The organism is Nocardioides sp. NPDC006303, from assembly GCF_040613175.1.
GTDB lineage: Bacteria > Actinomycetota > Actinomycetes > Propionibacteriales > Nocardioidaceae > Nocardioides.
The window spans coordinates 1-17,322 of record NZ_JBEXRR010000024.1 but is presented as its reverse complement, the minus strand read 5'-3'; the positions used below and the strand labels follow the sequence as shown (position 1 = coordinate 17,322).

The 17,322-nt window shown below is 68.5% G+C and carries 23 protein-coding genes; 15 read left to right on the top strand and 8 right to left on the bottom strand.

The window, feature by feature from the left end; translation table 11 throughout:
* Positions 1–96 precede the first annotated feature (96 nt).
* The 3 genes from ABZY89_RS18315 (at position 97) to ABZY89_RS18305 (ending at position 2,517) form a co-directional block, all read left to right on the top strand.
* Positions 97–528 (top strand): hypothetical protein, encoded by a 432-nt coding sequence (locus ABZY89_RS18315; RefSeq protein ID WP_355229470.1) that lies wholly within the window; start codon positions 97–99, stop codon positions 526–528.
* Positions 529–548: 20 nt separating this feature from the next.
* Entirely contained in the window at positions 549–824 is a 276-nt protein-coding gene (locus ABZY89_RS18310; RefSeq protein ID WP_355229468.1) for a hypothetical protein, read from the top strand.
* Positions 825–1,470: 646 nt separating this feature from the next.
* Complete coding sequence (locus ABZY89_RS18305) at positions 1,471–2,517, top strand: alpha/beta hydrolase (RefSeq protein ID WP_355229467.1); 1,047 nt, start codon at positions 1,471–1,473, stop codon at positions 2,515–2,517.
* An 89-nt stretch (positions 2,518–2,606) separates the two neighbouring features.
* Here the strand turns inward: ABZY89_RS18305 and ABZY89_RS18300 are convergent, their stop codons facing one another.
* Together ABZY89_RS18300 and ABZY89_RS18295 are read right to left on the bottom strand one after the other, a co-directional pair.
* Positions 2,607–5,234, bottom strand: coding sequence for a hypothetical protein (locus ABZY89_RS18300; RefSeq protein WP_355229465.1), 2,628 nt, complete (start codon positions 5,232–5,234; stop codon positions 2,607–2,609).
* Between the two features lie 103 nt (positions 5,235–5,337).
* On the bottom strand, positions 5,338–5,697 hold the full coding sequence (locus ABZY89_RS18295) for a DsrE family protein (RefSeq protein WP_355229464.1): 360 nt from the start codon (positions 5,695–5,697) through the stop codon (positions 5,338–5,340).
* Between the two features lie 60 nt (positions 5,698–5,757).
* Between ABZY89_RS18295 and ABZY89_RS18290 the strand changes: the two genes are divergently transcribed.
* The 3 genes from ABZY89_RS18290 to ABZY89_RS18280 are packed head-to-tail and all read left to right on the top strand — an operon-like array spanning position 5,758 to position 7,666.
* The gene (locus ABZY89_RS18290; RefSeq protein WP_091045857.1) at positions 5,758–6,261 is read left to right on the top strand and encodes an FABP family protein; all 504 of its coding nucleotides are present in this window, start codon (positions 5,758–5,760) and stop codon (positions 6,259–6,261) included.
* 5 nt (positions 6,262–6,266) lie between these two features.
* Entirely contained in the window at positions 6,267–6,698 is a 432-nt protein-coding gene (locus ABZY89_RS18285) for a Fur family transcriptional regulator (protein ID WP_355229462.1), read from the top strand.
* Positions 6,695–7,666: a folate-binding protein gene (locus ABZY89_RS18280; protein ID WP_355229460.1), complete on the top strand. Its 972-nt coding sequence runs from the start codon at positions 6,695–6,697 to the stop codon at positions 7,664–7,666. The genes ABZY89_RS18285 and ABZY89_RS18280 overlap by 4 nt, the downstream gene beginning before the upstream one ends.
* 126 nt (positions 7,667–7,792) lie before the next feature.
* Here the strand turns inward: ABZY89_RS18280 and ABZY89_RS18275 are convergent, their stop codons facing one another.
* The 3 genes from ABZY89_RS18275 to ABZY89_RS18265 are packed head-to-tail and all read right to left on the bottom strand — an operon-like array spanning position 7,793 to position 10,348.
* On the bottom strand, positions 7,793–8,764 hold the full coding sequence (locus ABZY89_RS18275; protein ID WP_355229458.1) for an ADP-ribosylglycohydrolase family protein: 972 nt from the start codon (positions 8,762–8,764) through the stop codon (positions 7,793–7,795).
* Between the two features lie 9 nt (positions 8,765–8,773).
* On the bottom strand, positions 8,774–9,592 hold the full coding sequence (mshD, locus tag ABZY89_RS18270; RefSeq protein WP_355229456.1) for a mycothiol synthase: 819 nt from the start codon (positions 9,590–9,592) through the stop codon (positions 8,774–8,776).
* Between the two features lie 9 nt (positions 9,593–9,601).
* Complete coding sequence (locus tag ABZY89_RS18265; protein WP_091045869.1) at positions 9,602–10,348, bottom strand: response regulator transcription factor; 747 nt, start codon at positions 10,346–10,348, stop codon at positions 9,602–9,604.
* 122 nt (positions 10,349–10,470) lie between these two features.
* Here ABZY89_RS18265 and ABZY89_RS18260 point away from each other — a divergent pair, with 122 nt between their 5' ends.
* Positions 10,471–10,740 carry a MoaD/ThiS family protein gene (locus ABZY89_RS18260; protein WP_355229454.1) on the top strand — a complete coding sequence of 90 codons (270 nt, stop codon included), beginning with the start codon at positions 10,471–10,473 and terminating at the stop codon, positions 10,738–10,740.
* 108 nt (positions 10,741–10,848) lie between these two features.
* On the opposite strand, the gene ABZY89_RS18255 is transcribed toward ABZY89_RS18260, so the two are convergent.
* Positions 10,849–11,283, bottom strand: a complete 435-nt coding sequence (locus ABZY89_RS18255; protein WP_355229452.1) for an HSP20 family small heat-shock protein — start codon at positions 11,281–11,283, stop codon at positions 10,849–10,851.
* Positions 11,284–11,377: 94 nt separating this feature from the next.
* On the opposite strand from ABZY89_RS18255, the gene ABZY89_RS18250 reads away from it, so the two are divergent.
* The 5 genes from ABZY89_RS18250 (at position 11,378) to ABZY89_RS18230 (ending at position 14,036) form a co-directional block, all read left to right on the top strand.
* Positions 11,378–11,668 carry a MerR family transcriptional regulator gene (locus tag ABZY89_RS18250; protein WP_355229451.1) on the top strand — a complete coding sequence of 97 codons (291 nt, stop codon included), beginning with the start codon at positions 11,378–11,380 and terminating at the stop codon, positions 11,666–11,668.
* 29 nt (positions 11,669–11,697) lie between these two features.
* Positions 11,698–12,159 (top strand): thioredoxin family protein, encoded by a 462-nt coding sequence (locus ABZY89_RS18245; protein ID WP_355229450.1) that lies wholly within the window; start codon positions 11,698–11,700, stop codon positions 12,157–12,159.
* A 242-nt stretch (positions 12,160–12,401) separates the two neighbouring features.
* A complete protein-coding gene (locus ABZY89_RS18240; protein WP_355229448.1) occupies positions 12,402–12,848 on the top strand; it encodes a DUF4395 domain-containing protein in 447 nt (148 codons plus the stop codon).
* 37 nt (positions 12,849–12,885) lie between these two features.
* Entirely contained in the window at positions 12,886–13,734 is an 849-nt protein-coding gene (locus tag ABZY89_RS18235; protein ID WP_355229446.1) for a sulfurtransferase, read from the top strand.
* A gap of 2 nt (positions 13,735–13,736) precedes the next feature.
* A complete protein-coding gene (locus ABZY89_RS18230; RefSeq protein ID WP_045549621.1) occupies positions 13,737–14,036 on the top strand; it encodes a DUF1416 domain-containing protein in 300 nt (99 codons plus the stop codon).
* Between the two features lie 81 nt (positions 14,037–14,117).
* Here the strand turns inward: ABZY89_RS18230 and ABZY89_RS18225 are convergent, their stop codons facing one another.
* Together ABZY89_RS18225 and ABZY89_RS18220 are read right to left on the bottom strand one after the other, a co-directional pair.
* Complete coding sequence (locus ABZY89_RS18225; protein WP_355229444.1) at positions 14,118–14,741, bottom strand: hypothetical protein; 624 nt, start codon at positions 14,739–14,741, stop codon at positions 14,118–14,120.
* Positions 14,738–15,256 carry a sigma-70 family RNA polymerase sigma factor gene (locus ABZY89_RS18220; RefSeq protein WP_355229442.1) on the bottom strand — a complete coding sequence of 173 codons (519 nt, stop codon included), beginning with the start codon at positions 15,254–15,256 and terminating at the stop codon, positions 14,738–14,740. The genes ABZY89_RS18225 and ABZY89_RS18220 overlap by 4 nt, the downstream gene beginning before the upstream one ends.
* Positions 15,257–15,415: 159 nt before the next feature.
* Here ABZY89_RS18220 and ABZY89_RS18215 point away from each other — a divergent pair, with 159 nt between their 5' ends.
* The 3 genes from ABZY89_RS18215 to ABZY89_RS18205 are packed head-to-tail and all read left to right on the top strand — an operon-like array spanning position 15,416 to position 17,148.
* Entirely contained in the window at positions 15,416–15,727 is a 312-nt protein-coding gene (locus tag ABZY89_RS18215; protein WP_355229440.1) for a hypothetical protein, read from the top strand.
* The gene (locus ABZY89_RS18210) at positions 15,711–16,265 is read left to right on the top strand and encodes a hypothetical protein (RefSeq protein WP_355229438.1); all 555 of its coding nucleotides are present in this window, start codon (positions 15,711–15,713) and stop codon (positions 16,263–16,265) included. Before ABZY89_RS18215 ends, ABZY89_RS18210 begins: the two co-directional genes overlap by 17 nt.
* Before the next feature lie 58 nt (positions 16,266–16,323).
* Positions 16,324–17,148 carry a 3-keto-5-aminohexanoate cleavage protein gene (locus ABZY89_RS18205; protein WP_355229437.1) on the top strand — a complete coding sequence of 275 codons (825 nt, stop codon included), beginning with the start codon at positions 16,324–16,326 and terminating at the stop codon, positions 17,146–17,148.
* Positions 17,149–17,322: the final 174 nt, after the last annotated feature.

Here is a 17,322-nt window from a genome sequence, read left to right as displayed (position 1 = left end):
AAACCGTCGATTCCACGGTACGTCTCGCTCTCGCGCAGTAGGTTGCGGCGTCGGGCGACGCCGGAGCCGCCCAGGTTCGACCAGGGAGGTGGACAGATGGTGGACGAGACGTGGAGTACGTACGTCTTCAAGGTCCTGCGGTCCTCTTGGGGGATCTGGATCTCCATCACCGCGAAGGTTCGATACGGCGACCCGGTCGATCGCTCTGCCGATGGTGGCGGCGCGACGACCCTTGAGTTCTCTGGGGCCGCGGCCGGGCTGGCGCTCGATCATGTCGATGCGTTGCGTGCTGGTTGGACGACGGTTGCTGCTGATGTCGTCCGTCGCCACCGCCGCGCGGTGCACGTGACGGTTGACGACGTCAGCTTTGTCGAGACGGACTTCCAGGTAGAAGGGTTGGCTGTCGCGATGTGTCGATGGGCGGAGAATCAGTTCGGGCTGCGTGCCCGCGAGATCGATGTCGTCTTCGATGCCGAGGAGAACCGCTACCGGTTCACGGCGTTCGCCGGGTTCGGTGGGGTCGAATGACGTCGAGTGACGATTCTCTGGTGGAGCAACTCATCGAGTTCGCGGCCGAGATCAGAATTGGGAGCAGGATCGACTCAGCGGCGCTCGCTGCTCTCCGGGGTGAGATCGAACTCGCATCCCATCGTTGGAGGGCGAATGGCGGAGTCCTGCGCGGCGCGACGGTGGGGGCTTTGCCGTCCCTGTATCCAGCAATGCTCGGGGCGACCGGGCCGTATGGCGAGAAGGAGCGACGAGCTATCGAAGACCTCGCAGACGATCTGCTGGAGGGCCTACTTGCCGCGGTCGGCGTCGGCTGATGGTCACGGGATGTGATCACGTCCTGATCAGCTCGGGGCCGATCGATCTGAAGATCGCGCGCTTCATCTCGGAGTGGGGAGAGCGATGGCCGAACATGACGGTCGAGATCGAAGGGCTCGGCTCGGCGGGCCGCGCGGATGGAGTGCGGATCGCAGGCGCCACTGTGCTTGATGTATCGCCGCTTCGACGCTGGCTCGATTGCGGTTACTGCGCTCGAGGACCCGTACGGTCGCCGTCGGGGTCGATTCGAGCCGTACGATGTCACTCTGGTCGCGGACGGCCTGTACCTGATTACGGTCGTTGCCCCGGACAAGGAGAGCGAGTTCAGCCGCAGCGTGATCGAGGCGATGGTCGATGCGACAGGGGACCGAGGGCGCAGTCGAGCGCGAGCGGGCGAACGAATTTTCGTTCGCCCGGGACTTGGCCGCTTCAGTCGACGTATCTGAGCGGGTAGGCACGTGTACGGCTTGGGGGCGTCATGACGCCTGCTCGCAGTTGGGCGAACACCTTCCGCGATCGAGGCCATCACGGCGAGCAGGTGGTAGAAACCCAGCGACCGCATGCAAGGGCGCCGCTTGGCGGACTCGGGGTCGTCTGGCGAACTACCTGTTACACGATGTCCCTACTAGCGGGTAGTTTGGGCGCATGTCGATTCTCGCGCGTGCGTCGTCCCTGATCGATCCGCTGCTGGTGCCGGTGAAGCGGCCCGCGTTCACGGCGGCATTGAACCTCCCGGCTCCGGTACAGCGGCGGCTGGTCGGCAAGCCGGTGACGTACGACGGGCAGACGCTCGCGGTGGACACGCAGATCATGCTCGCGCTGATGAAGGTGTCGGGGGAGCCGGACCCGTCGACGCTGCCGATCCCGAAGGGGCGGGTGGCGCTGCTGCGGCAGTCGCAGCTCGGGGGCGGTCGCCAGGAGATCGGGTCGGTACGCGAGCTCTGGGCCGCGGGGCTGAAGGCGCGGCTCTACGTCCCGGAGGGCGCCTCGGGCAACGCGCCGCTGCTGGTCTTCCTGCACGGCGGCGGCTTCATCTTCGGTGACCTCGACTCCCACGACGCTCCCTGCCGGCTGCTGGCCAGCGAGTCGGGCGTCAAGGTGCTCTCGGTCGACTACCGGCTGGCGCCGGAGTCACCGTTCCCGGCGGCGTACGACGACTCCGTCGCGGCGTTCCGTTGGGCGGTCGAGCATGCGACCGAGCTCGGCGCGGACCCGGCCCGGATCGGGGTCGGCGGTGACTCCGCCGGCGGCAACCTGGCCGCCGGGGTCGCGCTCGCCGTCGGGGAGGACTGCGCGTTCCAGCTGCTCATCTACCCGGTGACGCAGTCGGAGGCGAACACCCGCAGCCGCGAGGATCTCAGCGAGGGCTTCTACCTGACCGCCGACTTCATCGCCGCGGCGACCGACAACTACCTGCCCGAGGACATCGACCGCCGCGACCCGCGCCACGCTCCGCTGTACGCGGAGATCCCGGCGACCGGGATCGCCCCGGCGTACGTCGCGACCGCGGGTTTCGACCCGCTGCGCGATGAGGGCGAGGCGTACGCCGCCAAGCTCGACGAGGCCGGGGTCAAGGTCGTGCACCGGCGCTTCGCCGACCAGATCCACGGGTTCCTGAACGTGGTCGGCGCCGGACGTACCTCACGCGCCGCTGTGCTCGAGATCGCGCAGGTCCTGCGCGACAACCTCTGACTTCTCTGGCATTTCCTGCACTTCTCAGGTGTTGCAACGCCTGAGAAGTGCAGGGATACCCGGTTAACCGGGTATCCCAACGAGCCCGCTCAACCAGCCATGTCGGGACGCCAGCGGAGAACTTCCCGCTGGAACGCCTCGGGGTCGACCATCGACTTGTCGACCTGGACCGCACCCGCCTCGTCGGTGTTGAACTCGACGACCCACTCGTCGGCGGCCGGCTCACCCTTGATGGTGATGTCGGTGTGGGTGTCGTAGAGGTCGTAGGTGTGGGTCTGCTCGTCCTTGCGTACGTCGAGCACACCCTCCTCGGTGACCGTGACGGTGCTCTCGGTCATGAGCGAGCCGTCGTCGGGCCTGAAGGTGCGGACGGTGATCCTCTTGGTGCCGACCGGCTCGCCCTCCGACTCGTCGGCGAACGCGTCGTCGGCAGCCGTGGCGGCCTCGGGCACGGAGCTGCCGGCGCCGGGGATCTTGGCACCGGGGAACTTGCCGGACTCGGCGAGCTTGACCGCCGCCAGCCAGCCGCTCGAGCGCTGGGGGAGGGAGTCACTCGGGGTGTCGGGCAGGTCCGCCGGCTGCGCAGGGGAGCCCTCGGACTGCGACTTGTTGGCCTGCTTCTTGCCGGCCTGCCGCTCGGGCAGCGACACAGGCGCGGTCGGAGGACCGGCCGGCGGCGCTGCCGGTGAGTCGACCGGCGCGGGCGCGGTGGCCTTCCCGGGCTCGATCCGCTCGATGGGCTCGACCACGAGCGGCTCGTCAGGAGCGTCCGGGATCGGGAACTGCGCCTCGGGCGGCGACGGGGTCGCGGCGAGGGTGAGCTCCAGGGCCTGCATCGCACGCTTGTTGGTGCTGCCGCCCTTGACCGCGAGCATGACGGCCTCGCGCAGGTCGGCGAGCTGCTTGGCGAGCTGGGCGCTGCGGCGCTCGGCGATCTGCCGGTCGACGATGGCCTGCTCGACCAGCTGGGTGTTGTGCAGGATCGAGGCCTCGACGGCCTGGCGGTCGATCGCCTTCTGGCCGGCGACCTCCTCGGCCTCGGCCCGAAGGCGTACGGCGTCGGCGGCCTGCTGCTGGACGTCGGCGAGACGGTTCATCATCTCCGTCATCCGGCGCTCGGCCTCTTCACGCTCGCGCGCCTGCGCGGTGATGACCTCGGTCATCGACTCGTGGGCGGTACGCAGCGCGGACTCCGCCGCGCGGCGACCTTCGTTGGCCTCGGTCGCGGCACGCTCGGCAGCGCGGCGGCCCTCCAGGGCCTGCACCGCGAGATCGGCGTGCTCGGAGGCGCGCTGGTCGGCCGCCATCCGGGCGAGGTTGGCGGACTCGGCCGCCTGCTCGGCCTGGGAGGCGAGCTCGGTGAGCTGCCGGTAGCGCTCCTCGTTCTCGTTGGCCTCGTGCGCGGCGGCAGCGGCGAACTCGGCGTACTGCTTCGCGCTCTTCTCGGCCTCGAGACGGGCGTCGTTGGCGGCGTCGGCGGCCTTGAAGGCACGCAGCGCGGCCTCCTCCGCCTCGGTGCGCGCGGCAAGCGCCTCGGCTGCCACGGCGTACTGGTCGGCCGCGGTGGCCTCGGCCGCGGCACGGGTCATCGCGTGGTCCTCGGCGTTGGCGTCGGCGGACTTGCGCTCCTCGAAGGCCTCCTTCGCCGCTTCCTCGGCCTCGGCGCGGCCGGTCGCGGCCGCCTCCGCGGCGGCATAGGCGGCCTCGGCCGCAGCCTCGGCCTCCTTGCGGGCCTGCTCGGCCTGCTCGGCCTGGGTCGCCATCGCGACCGCGGACTCCTCGGCCGTGATGCGCGCAGCGGCTGCCTTCTCGGCCTCGGTCGCCCGGTCGTTGGCGGCCTGCTCGGCTGCCTGGCGCGCGGTGAACGCGGCCAGCGCCTCGTCGGCCCGGCCGGCTGCGGCCGCGTCGGCCTCCTCGCGCATCCGCGCGAGCTCCTCGGAACGGGTGTCGGCCGCGGCGCGAGCGGTGTAGGCGGCCTCGGCGGCGGCCTCCGCCTCGCTGCGTGCCTCATAGGCGGCGCGGGCCTCGTCAGCGGCCTTGCGGGCGGCCTTCTCGGCTGCCGCCAGCGCGTCGCGAAGCTCGTCCATCTCCTCGAGGCGGTCCTCGGCGGCTGCCTCCGCGACGCTGCGCGCGGCGTAGGCGGCCTGGGCCAGCTCGGCGTGCTCTGCTGCCTTGGTGTGAGCCTCAGCGGCGGAGGCGGCCGCGGCGGCGGCCTCCTCGGCCTTGGCGCGGGCGGCCTCCTCGGCCTCGGTGCGGGCGGTGGCTTGCTCCTCGGCGACACGAGCGGCCTCGAGCAGGCGGCGCTCGGCCGCCTCCAGCTCCTTGCCCCTCGCGAGGGCGGCCTCCTCGGCCTCGGCGCGCTCCTTGGCACGGGTGTCGGCGAGCTTCTCGGCCTCGACTCGGGCGCGGGCGTACTCCTCGGCTGCCTTCTCCGCGACCTCGCGCGCCTGGTGGGCGTCGGCGGCCAGCTCAGCGTGGAGCTTGGCGGTCTCGTCGGCCTTCGCGCGGGCGGTCGCGTGCTGGGCGGCGGACTCCTCGGCCACCAGCCGCTCGGCCGCCTGCTCGGCGGCCGCCTGTTCGGCTGAGATGCGAAGTGACTCGGCTGCGGCAGCGGCGCGGGCCAACTCCGCAGCGCGCGCCGTCAGGTCCTCGTCGTCACCCGGCTGGGCGGCCGAATCACGGCTCCACCACTTGCCACTGGGGGTCTGCGTGCTCACGAGGGTGAATGCTAACGGCGAAGTAGGCGGTGTGTGGAGTCTCCGAGAGGATTAACACGCCTGCTACCTGGAACTACATTGGTGTAGTTCTGGTAAGGGGGTCTCAGTAGACGAGTGCCTGCACGCCGTCGCGCAGGATCTCCTCCGCGAACACGACCGCGCCCTTGATGGTGACACCGTCGATGAGGTCCTCCTCGGACAGGTCGCGGCGGGAGGCGCACTGGCTGCACACGGTCACCTGGCCGGCCTCGATGACCAGACCGATCAGCTCCTGCAGCGGCGCCGCGTTCTCGAGCGTGAACTCCTCCGCGCGCCCGGGGACCGCGAACCAGGTCGCCTCACCGGTGAGCCAGAGGGACACCTTCGCGCCGGCTGTCGCGGCCGCGGAGGCGACCGTGAAGGCCTGGTTCGTACGCTCGGGCGCCTCGGCACCCACGGTCACCTTCACCACGAGTTCTTGCATGCCGAGCACACTAGCGCTTGCGTTTCGGGTCGTAGCCGACGTACGGCCTAAACTCGGCGTGTGGCTTTCGAACTTCCGGAGAACCTTCACCCCGATGCCGGTCCCTGTGCGTGGATGCTCGGCACCTGGCAGGGCAACGGACACGGTGACTACCCGACGATCGACAAGTTCGAGTTCGGGCAGGAGCTGATCTTCACCCACGACGGGCGACCGTTCTTCCACTACTTCGCGCGCTCGTGGATCATCGACCCCGAGACCGGCGAGAAGGTGCGCGACGCGGCGCTGGAGACCGGCTTCGTGCGCTTCCGCCCCGAGGGCGAGGTTGAGTGGGTGATGACGCACAACACCGGCATCGTCGAGGTTTGGTACGGCAAGGCCGAGGGCGGCAAGCTCGACCTCACCACCGACGCGGTCGCCCGCACGGAGACCGCGAAGGAGTACACCGCCGGCAAGCGCCTCTACGGCAACGTCGAGGGTGACCTTCTCTACGCCTTCGACATGGCCGCGATGGGCCAGGCGCTGCAGCCCCACCTGTGGGCGCGGCTCAAGCGAGTCAACAAGTAGTCGCGATGACCGAGGCCGCTGAGGACTGGCGCGAGGCCCTTCGGGCGAAGGGCTATCGACTCACGCCCCAGCGCGAGCTGGTCCTCGGCGCCATTGAGCGGCTGCGGCACGCCACCCCCGAGGAAGTGCTCGCGGTCGTACGCGAGTCGTCCTCGGCGATCAACCTCTCCACCGTCTACCGCAACCTCGAGGTGCTCGAGGAGCTGGGACTGGTGCGCCACGCCCACCTGGGCGAGCGGGCCTCGACCTACCACTCCGTCTCCGGCCGTCCGCATTTTCATGCGGTGTGCAGGAAGTGTCAGAAGGTCACCAGTGTTGACCCCTCAGTGGCCGACGGAATCAGCGAGCGGCTGCGTGAGGAGTACGCCTTCGAGGTAGATGTCGCTCATCTGACCGTCTTCGGGGCGTGCGTCGACTGTTCTTCCAAGGAGCCATGATGACCGCCAGCCCGCTTCTGTCCCTGCCCGGTGCCGTCGCCGGCGATGGTGCCGACGCACCCGTCGCCGCGCACTACGGATCGTTCAACCTGGAGCAGCGGACGTTGGCCTCCGGTGAGGGATTCGTCGACCTCTCCCACCGTGACGTCCTACGGATCGCCGGTCCCGACCGGCTGACCTGGCTGCACTCGCTGACCTCGCAGGCCTTCGAGGGACTGGCTCCCGGGGTCTGGACCTCGGCCCTGATCCTGTCGCCGCAGGGACATGTCGAGCACTTCTTCTCCGGCGTCGACGACGGCTCCTCCTTCCTGGCGTGGACCGAGCCGGGGGCCGGTGAGGCCCTGGTCGCCTACCTGGAGCGGATGAAGTTCTGGTCCGACGTGACCGTGACGGCTGAGCCGTCGCAGGCCTCCGTCTGGCGTCCCTCGCAGGGCTACTCGTTCGTCCCGCGCGAGTCGTTGGAGACGTACGCCGCTGCCGCGGGCCCCGCCTGCGGGTTCTGGGCGTTCGAGGCTCTCCGGATCGAGCGCGGTGAGCCGCGGTTCGGCGTGGACACCGATGCGCGCACGATTCCCAACGAGGTCGGCTGGGTGCCGGGTTCGGAAGAGACCGTCGGCCCGGAGTACGCGGTCCATCTCGACAAGGGCTGCTACCGCGGCCAGGAGACGGTCGCCCGCGTCCACACGCTCGGCCGCCCGCCGCGGCGCCTGGTGCTGCTCCACCTCGACGGCTCGGAGAACCGGCTGCCCGCCGCCGGTTCGGAGCTGGTCTTCGGTGAGGAGACGGTCGCCAAGAGTGTGGGCTTCGTCGGCTCGTCGGCTCGTCATCACGAGCTCGGCCCGATCGCGTTGGGGCTGGTCAAGCGCAACGTACCTGTGGAAGCGCAGCTCGTCGTGGACGGGATGCCGGTCGCTCAGGAGGTCCTCGTCGACCCCGAGATCGGCCTCCACATCCGCCCCTTGCGCTGACCGGTTCCAGCCCGTTGGGCTCGACCCTGCAGTTGTGGTGGCCGAGAAGGTAGTTGTGGGCGACGAATCTCTACTTTCATCGCCCACAACTACCTTCTCGGCGCGTTATTTCTGCCGACTCGACGGTCAGGGATGGCTCGCGGCAACGGTGTCGAGGGCGAGCGCGGCGAGGACGGCGCCGGTGATGCCGGGGTAGCCGTGGCTGAGCTCGCGCCACTCGGCCGGGATGGCGGTGGCGCCCCAGCGGGCACCGAGGAGGCCGCCGGCGATGGCGGCGACGGTGTCGGTGTCGTTGCCGATCCGGATCGCGGTGTTGAGCGCGTCGACGTAGTGGCTCGCGGGGTCGGCCTCGGGCACCGGGGTCTGGGCGATGGAGGACCAGGCGGCCTGCAGTGCGGTGACGACCCAGCCGTTGGGATTGAAGGTCGCCGGCGGTGCGGTCTCGGCCTCGTCGAGCTTCTCGGTCCAGAAGGTGGCCTCGGCGGAGGAGAGGAGGGAGAGGCCGGAGCGTACGTCGAGCTCGCCGTACATCACCGCGTGCTCGATCGCCAGGGACCACAGGACGCAGCCGGACCGGGCGTGCTCGTCCCAGTGGGTCAGGGCGCTCACCGCGGCAGCTGCCTCGGCGACGGCCGGGCGGTCGCCGAGATAGCGGAGCGGGACCGGAGCGGTACGCATCAGGGATCCGTTGCCTCCGGTGTGGCCGGTCGTCTCGTGCAGCTTCTCCGAGACCTGTTGCAGCTGCGCGGCGGTCGGCGCGGGACCAGCGGTGTTGAGCACCCGGGCGGTCTGGTTGCCGATGTCCTTGGGGTCCGACTCCGCCCACGTCCGGAAGTTGCGGGCGACCGCGGTCAGCCCCTCCTCGGTACGCAGGTCGAGACCGCCCGCGGCGACGTCGAGGATGCACCACGCCATCGTCGTGTCGTCGGTCCATTCCCCGGGCGCGAACGGGCCGAGCCCGCCGCCGAGCATCTGCGCCTTCTCGTCCGCGCCGAGCCGAGGCCGGTCGAACTCGTAGTGAGCCCCGAGCGCATCCGCCACCGCGGTTCCGACGATGGCCCCAACGGCCCGGTCATTCTGAGAGTCGGTCAGCTTCACGCGAAGACACTAGCGGCGGGTGTACTGGACGTGCGTGTCCGCCGCGGCGCGGGTGAAGCCGAGACCTTCGTAGAGACGTACGGCCGGAGTGTTGTCGCCCTCGACATAGAGATGGATCCGCTCGACGCCGACAGCAGCCAGGTGGTTCAGCCCGAGGAGGGTGACCAGCTTGCCGAGGCCGCGGCCCTGCGCGGCGGGATCGACACCGACGACGTAGACCTCGCCCTCGGTCTCGCTGTGTCGCTTGGTCCAGTGGAACGCCAGGAGCTTCTCGCCCTCCCACGCGGTGACCAGCCCCGACGGGTCGAACCACGACTCCGCCATCCGCTCGCGCAGACCGGCCTCATCCAGCGATCCCTGCTCCGGGTGGTGCGCGAAGGCGGCGGCGTTGACCCGGAGCAGCTCCGCCTCGTCGCCGGGCTCGAAGCCGCGTACGACGATGCCGTCCGGAGTCTCCGGAGCCGGCGGCAGACCGGCGACCGGGCGCCGCATCACCCAGAGCTCCCGGGTGCGCTCCCATCCCTGTGTCGCGGCCAGCCGGGCAGCCGCCGGGTTGTCCCCGTGGGACCAGGCCGTGGTCCCGGACGCCAGCGACGGCGCCCGGAGCAGCAGCTGACGACCCAGGCCGACACCGCGATGCTGGGTCAGCACCACCAGCGACAGCTCGGTGCCGATCAACAGGCCGAAGCCGCGTACGTCACCCCAGATCGTGGCGTCCTCCGGACGGTTGCGCAGCGTCAGGAGGGTCGCCTCATCGAGCGGCGCCACGCCGTCGTACGCCTCGGTCGCCTTCGCGATGGCCAGGACCTGATCGACGGTGAGTGCCATGGGAGCAGCCTAGGCGTCGGCTCCCAGGCGAGGAGACGGGGTCAGCCGGGCGCCGTCGGCGGCGGCTTCGTTGTTCTTCGACGGCAGCACGAAGCGGTAGCCGACGTTGCGGACGGTGCCGATGAGGGTCTCGTTCTCGGGGCCGAGCTTGGCGCGCAGGCGACGTACGTGGACGTCGACGGTGCGGGTGCCGCCGAAGTAGTCGTAGCCCCACACCTCCTGCAACAGCTGCTGGCGGGAGAAGACACGGCCCGGGTGCTGGGCGAGGAACTTCAGGAGCTCGAACTCCTTGAAGGTCAGGTCGAGTGGGCGGCCGCCGATCTTGGCGGTGTAGGTGGCGTCGTCGACGACGACCTCGCCGGAGCGGATGACGTGGGCCTCGGGGTCGGAGGCCTCGCGGGCCGCCGAGATGCGGCCGATCGCGAGCTTGATCCGGGCCTCGAGCTCGGCCGGGCCGCAGGTGTGCAGCACGACGTCGTCCATGCCCCAGTCGTGGGCGACGACGGCGAGGCCACCCTCGGTGGCGACCAGCAGAACGGGGATGTCGGTGCCGGTCGTGCGGATCAGACGACACAGGTCACGGGCCTGGGCGAGATCCTGCCGGCCGTCTACGAGCAGCAGGTCGGAGTCGGGCGCCTCGAGAAGCGCGCTACCTTCAGCAGGAAGGATCTTCACCTGATGCCCGAGGAGCGAGAGCCCGGGAAGGACATCTGCTGAAGGCTGGAGCGAACTGGTCAACAACAGAAGCGAGCTCATGGGGGGTGCCTCTCGGTCAGAGAAAGAGGAGCACCGAAACGCAACATTGAGCCTCGGTGAGGTGATCGTTGCACCATATTAACGAAACCTCACGGTGACATAGGAAGGATGTCCACGAGAAAGTGACGAATGTTATAGAGGTCCGCTACTGGGCCGCGGCCAAGTCAGCGGCCGGGACTCCGTCCGACCGGTTCGAGGTGGACGGCCCGTTGACGCTGGCAGAAGTCGTACGCCGCGCAGCGGAGCTGCACGCCGGAACCCGCCTTCCGGAGGTACTGAAGGTCTGCTCGGCACTCATCGGCGACCGCCCGGCGGGTACGGGCGACCCCGGCGGGATCGAGGTCCCACCGGGGTCGACGGTTGAGTTCCTTCCGCCGTTCGCCGGCGGCTAGTTCTACAGAGGCTGGTTCGACAAAAGGCTGGTTCGACAGAGGCTGAGGAGCCCCGCACCCGGCGACTCACCTGCGTAAGGGCCTGCCGGGGCGGGACAGGACCTTTCCTCAGGACTCGATCGCGGCGGGCTCCGGCTTGGCGCTCGTGGCGATCTCGATCTTGCGCGGCTTGGCCCTCTCTGCGACCGGCACGACCAGACGCAGCACGCCGGCGTCGTACGCAGCCTCGATGTGGTCGAGGTCGAGGTTGTCGCCGAGCACGAGCTGACGGCTGAAGCTGCCGCGGACGCGCTCGCTGGCGAGCATCTGCCAGTCGCCGTTCTTGGCGACTCGCTCGGCCTTGACGGTGAGCACGTTGCGCTCGACGTCCAGGTCGATCGTGTCCGGGCTGACGCCGGGAAGGTCGAACTCGATGACGAACCGGTCGCCCTCGCGCCAGGCATCCATGGGCATCACGGCCGGTCGGTTGGTGGTGCCGCCGCCCAGGAGCTGCTGGGTGATGCGATCGAACTCGCGGAACGGATCGGTGCTTCGGATCAGCATGGTTTCCCTCCTCACGGGATCTATATCAGCGGATACATCTTTCATATATCCCAAGCGCTAGATGATTTCAAGCCCTCGTGTCAGAATTGATCGCGTGACGGAGCGAACCAGGGCTGTCTACGCCATCTCGGTGGCTGCAGAGATGGCCGACATGCAGATCCAGAACCTCCGCGTCTACGAGCGGCGGGGGCTGGTGGATCCTGCGCGGACCTCGGGTGGCACCCGGCTCTACTCCCGCGCCGACGTCGAGCGTCTCGTCCGCATCCGTGATCTCCTCGCCGACGGCCTCAACCTCGCCGGCATCGCCCGCGTGCTGGCCCTGGAGGAGGACGTACGCCGCCTGGAAGCGTCCAACGAGAGGCTTCGACGCGCGGCGAGGGAATGAGTGGAGCGGATTACCGGTTCAATAGTTCCATGAGCACCGGAGCCTGGATCGCCGTCGTCGCGATTGCCGTCGCCCTCGCCTTCGGCCTGTTCCGGATGCTCAGTGACGGCCGCTTCCGAGGCACGAAGGAGCTCCATGTGACTCACGAGGATCACGCACCCGAGCCGCACGCGTGGGATGCGGTCACCGACGCACTGGGTGAGACCGAGCTCGGTGCGCGCGCGACCCTCGTGCAGTTCTCCAGTGCCTTCTGCGCGCCGTGCCGGGCGACCCGGCGGATCCTGGGCGAGGTCGCCGAGATCGTCCCGGGCGTGGTGCACGTCGAGATCGACGCCGAGCACCACCTCGACCTGGTGCGCCGCCTCGACATCATGCGTACGCCGACGACCCTGGTGATCGACGGCTCCGGCAACGAGATCGCACGTGCCTCGGGCGCCCCGCGCAAGGAGCAGGTCCTGAGTGCGATTCCTGCCGTGAATCTCGAATCCTGACACGCTTGTCCGTATGGCGAGACATTCGTTTCGTGGCCGTCGAGCATCGCGCTACTGTCTTGCCATGTTCTCGACCATGCTGACCAAGCGCCGCGCAGTGGATCACTGCCGCGTGCGCTCGGCGCTGTGTCGTTCCTGCCGCTGATTCCCTGAGATTTGTCGACCTGGTCGACCCCGGGGATCGCTTTCGCCTGTCAGGCTCGTCCTGACGACCTCCCCTCCACTCTCGCAGGAGCACACCTATGTCCGAGACCTCAGGCCAGACGGCAGTACAGACCGGAATCGACCCTCGTGGCCCGCAGTTCGCTGCGGCGCTGACCGTTGTCGTCATCATCCTGGCTCTGCTTCTCCCGCAGCCATGGGCTCTGGTGGTGACGGCCATTCAGACCGTGCTCTTCGCGATCGGGGCTGGTCTCGGCGTTCAGCGGACCCCGCACTCCTGGCTCTTCAAGAAGTTTGTACGTCCCCGCCTCGGCGCCCCGGACGAGCTCGAGGACCCGGCCCCGCCCCGATTCGCCCAGGGGGTCGGCCTCGCCTTCCTGCTGGTCGCGCTCGTGGGCTACCTCATCGGCGCCACGCTCGTGGCGCAGATCGCCCTCGGCTTCGCTCTCGTCGCGGCCGTGCTCAATGCCGTCTTCAAGTTCTGCCTCGGCTGCGAGCTCTACCTGCTGATCAGGCGTTTCGCCTAGTCCCCTGAACGCAAGAAACACAACGAAAGGTACCTAGATGACCCGCGAGAACTCCCTCGTCTCCGCCCAGTGGGTGGAGGAGCACCTCGACGACCCGAAGGTCGTGCTGATCGAGGTCGACGAAGACACCACCGCCTACGACAAGGGCCACATCAAGGGCGCGATCAAGCTCGACTGGACCACCGACCTGCAGGACCAGGTGCGCCGCGACTTCGTCAGCAAGGACCAGTTCTCCGCACTGCTCTCCGAGCGCGGCGTCTCCAACGACGACACCGTGGTGCTCTATGGCGGCAACAACAACTGGTTCGCCGCGTACGCCTTCTGGTACTTCAAGCTCTACGGCCACCAGGACGTCAAGCTCCTCGACGGCGGCCGCAAGAAGTGGGAGCTCGACTCCCGCGAGCTCACCGACGAGACCGTCGCCCGTGAGGCGGCCAGCTACACCGCCAAGGACCAGGACCTCTCGATCCGCGCCTTCCGCGACGAGACCGTCGAGGCCATCGGCGTCAAGAACCTGGTCGACGTCCGGTCGCCCGACGAGTTCGCCGGCCGCCTCCTCGCCCCGGCCCACCTCCCGCAGGAGCAGGCCCAGCGCGCCGGTCACATCCCGACCGCGGCCAACGTCCCGTGGTCCAAGGCGGCCAACGACGACGGCACCTTCCGCTCCGACGAGGAGCTCAAGGAGATCTACTCCGAGGCCGGCGTCGACTGGAGCAAGGACACCATCGCCTACTGCCGCATCGGCGAGCGCTCCTCGCACACCTGGTTCGTGCTCAAGGAGCTCCTCGGCCAGGAGAACGTGAAGAACTACGACGGCTCGTGGACCGAGTACGGCTCGCTCGTCGGCGTCCCGGTCGTCACCGGTGACGAGCCCGGGGAGGCCTGAGCATGTGCGGAGCAACTGAGGGCGGGCTCTCGCTCGCCGGCGTCGATGTCGCCAAGGAAGCAGTCATCCAGGGTCAGGTGACCCGCGGCGGCGAGCCGGTCCACGGTGCATACGTGCGACTGCTCGACCGCACCGGCGAGTTCACCGCCGAGGTGCCCACCTCGGCCACCGGCCACTTCCGGTTCTTCGCCGGCGACGGCGAGTGGACGCTGCGTACGCTCGCGCCGAAGGCGGAGCCCGTGGACAAGAAGGTCCACGCCGCGGTCGGCAATGTCGCCGAGGTGACGATCCCGATCGGCTGACCGCGCTCGAAGGTCAGTGTCTCTGGCCCGTCCTGCTTCGCAGGGCGGGCCAGAGGCGTTCCTTGAACACATCCTTGGTGCTCAGGTCGGATCGGAGTTCTCCGGCGGAAAGCGCCGATTCATCGAGAACAGTCGCCCGAGCACCGGCATGAGAACGATGTTGACGGCGTGCAGGAAGCCGATGACGAACAGGATCCCCGCGACTCTGGCGAGCGAGTCGCTGAGCTGGTCGGCGGTGATCCCGCCGTCAGTGGCTCCCCAGCCGTCAGCCGGCTGGAACCGGATCGTGACGAGGATGTAGGCGGCGAAGATCAGGTAGTAGACGATGTCGGTCAGCACGATGTAGCTCTTACCGGTCCGCGGGTTGTCGTGGAACACGTCGGCGGCATATGCGCGGCCGAACCGTTTGATCAGTGGCCCGAGCCAGAGTGCGAGACCGACGAGCACAGCGGTGGTCACGATTTCGAGACTCCACCAGGGCATGGTTGCCTCCCCGTTCAGTTGACGGATCTTGTTGATGACGGTCGAGGCTGCGACCGCCAGGGCCACGATGGCGACGATCGCCGCGATGCGCCGCCGGCGGCGCCGGCGCTCCCGGTCCTCGGCGATGCTGCCGACGACCCGAGCGAAGAGATCGCTCGAGGGTTGCGGTGGGTGCTCCGGGTCACCCATCGCGTCGTACAAGAGGTCGTCGAGCCGAGTCATCGGATGTCCTCCAGGGTTGTGGCCAAGGTTTTGCGGCCGCGTCGCAGGTGGGTCTTCACGGAGTTCTCCGACAGCCCGAGGGTCGAGGCGATCGCGACGATGCCGAGGTCGTAGTAGTAGTGCAAGGTGAGGCACTCGCGCTGCCGCATGGGCAGCGCGCGCAGTGCCACGATCACCTCTGCCCGAGCGGCCCGGTCGCCCGCGAGCGCCTCGGTGGACGGCTCATCGGGTTGGGCGGGCGGTCGGTGGCGAAACGACACGAACCCCCGGCGGTTGTGGTCCCGTGCCAGGTTGATGACGGTGCGCCGAAGGTACGCCGTCGCCTTGCTCGGGTCGCGTAGTCGGTGAAGGTGCCTGGCCAGCCGGATGAAGGCCTCCTGGACGAGGTCCTCAGCCGCTGTCTTGTCATCGACGTACCACCGTGCCATGTGCACCAGAGCCGCTCCCTCGCTCGCGAACAGCGCCCCGAGAAGTCCGCTGTCGGCGCTCTCGCCGGCGACGGTCTCTACGTTCATGGCACTCGTCCCCATCACTCTTGTTGACGAGTGAGACGGGATGAGGGGTGACAGCCCCCGAGTGAGAAAAGAAGCTCCTTCGGCCGGTCACCCACCGTGGCCGGTACAGACGTCTTCGAAGTGATTGTACGAACTCATCACGTTCGAAGGAGGGGACCAATGTCCTCTGTGCATGACCCACGCATGGCCCTGTACCTCGCGGCGGACCACCGTGACCGCGAGATCGCCGTCCGTCAGGCTCGGCACCGCGTCCAGATCGCCAGGCAGGCTCGCCGACAGGCGAGGTTCGCCGAGCAGATCGCACGCCAAGCGGCTCTCTACGAGCAGAACCCGGGGCTGGTCGTGGAGTGGCTCCCGAAACCCCCTCGTCAGCACACCGACAGTGTCTTCGTCCTGGTGAGGCGTGTCAGCGCCTTCGTGCGAAACCTTGCCGGACACAGTGGTCGGACTCCGGGTGTCCAGGCGAGGTGAGCTCGGCCGCTCCGTCCTCCTTTTCGTCGGGACAGGGCTCGCCTGGGCCGCAGCGGCTCGGCTCTTCATGCGGTTCTTCAGCGACGACCCGTCGTTCACGCTGCAGGGGACCGGCATGATCGTGGGCCTCGTACTGCTCGAGTTCATCGGGCTCGGGGTCGTTCGAGGCGCTCGGCTCTCAGGCCGTACGCGATGGTGGAGGCTCGCGCCCCTACCGGGGCTGTTGCTCTTCTTCGGCCTGGGGATGGTGTTCGTGCCCTGCGTCATCGCTGGACTCGTTGTCGGGCGGTGCCGTCGAGCGCCGGTCATCGGGTTGGTCACCCTGCTGGGAGTGGCGGGTTCCATCGCCGTCCCTGTGGTCCTGATGCTGGGCGACACCGGCGTTCCGTTGGCGCTTGGGTTCTTCGCTGGAATGGTTCTGTACGTCGGGTGCTGCCTGGGGCTTGTCGTGGCCTCGAGCGAGTGGTCGCGTCCGTGGCGCCGACCGGTTCGAATCGGCAAGTCGCTGAAACGACCGGCGTACGCAGTCGGCCTCTAGGTTTCCCGAGCGAAGGAAATCTTGCGGTCTATGTGGCGGATCACGATAGGTTGTCCTCATGTCTGGACTTCTTGTGACCGTGGCACCCACCGGAGCAGAGACTGCGAAGGAAGACTGCCCGCAGCTGCCGACGACGCTGGAAGAGCTGGTGGCGACGGCCGTCGAGTGCGAGGAGGCGGGGGCGCGGATGATCCACGTCCACATCCGTGACGACGACCATGCGCCGACGCTCGACCTGGGGAGGCTCACCGAGACCGTCGACGCGCTCCACGAGAAGACCGAGCTGATCGTGCAGCTCTCCACCGGCGGGTCGGTCCATGACCCGCTGGACAAGCGGCTGAAGGTGCTCGACGCCGGGCCGGACTCCTGCTCGCTGACGATGGGCACGACCAACTTCGGCGACGACGTCTTCTCCAACCCGTGGCCGTTCATCGCCGAGCTCTACCAGCTCACCCAGGAGCGCGGCGTGGTGCCGGAGTTCGAGCTCTTCGACCTGGGCCACGTCGCCGCGCTGCAGCGGCTGCTGGGGAAGTACGGGCTGCCCGCGGGCGGCAAGGTCCACGTCGACTTCGTCATGGGCGTGCCCGGTGGCATGCCCGGCACCTCGGCCGCGCTGGTCGCCGGCGTCGCCGCGCTGCCGGACGAGGTGACCTCGTGGTCGGCGACCGGCATCGGTCGCTCGACTCTCCCGGTCATGCTCACCTCGCTGGCCATGGGCGGTCACCTGCGGGTCGGGATGGAGGACGTACTCACCCTCGCCAAGGGTGTCCCGGTCGACGCCAACCGCCAGCTCGTCGAGCGAGCCGTCGAAGCGGCTGCGGTCGCTCAGCGTGAGCCGATGAGCACGGACGAAGCCTGGGCGCTCCTCGGCCTCAAGCGCTAGGCACTCTTGCCCAGGTTGCGCCGAGTCGGCTCGTCCTGACCTAACTCCACGTCGAGTCGGCTCGTCATGACGAGCCGACTCGACTCGATTCTTGGTCAGAACAAGCCCGGTAGGACCCATCAGGCGAGATACAAGATATAGGAAAATCGTAGTGTAGTGTAAAAATGTAGTGAA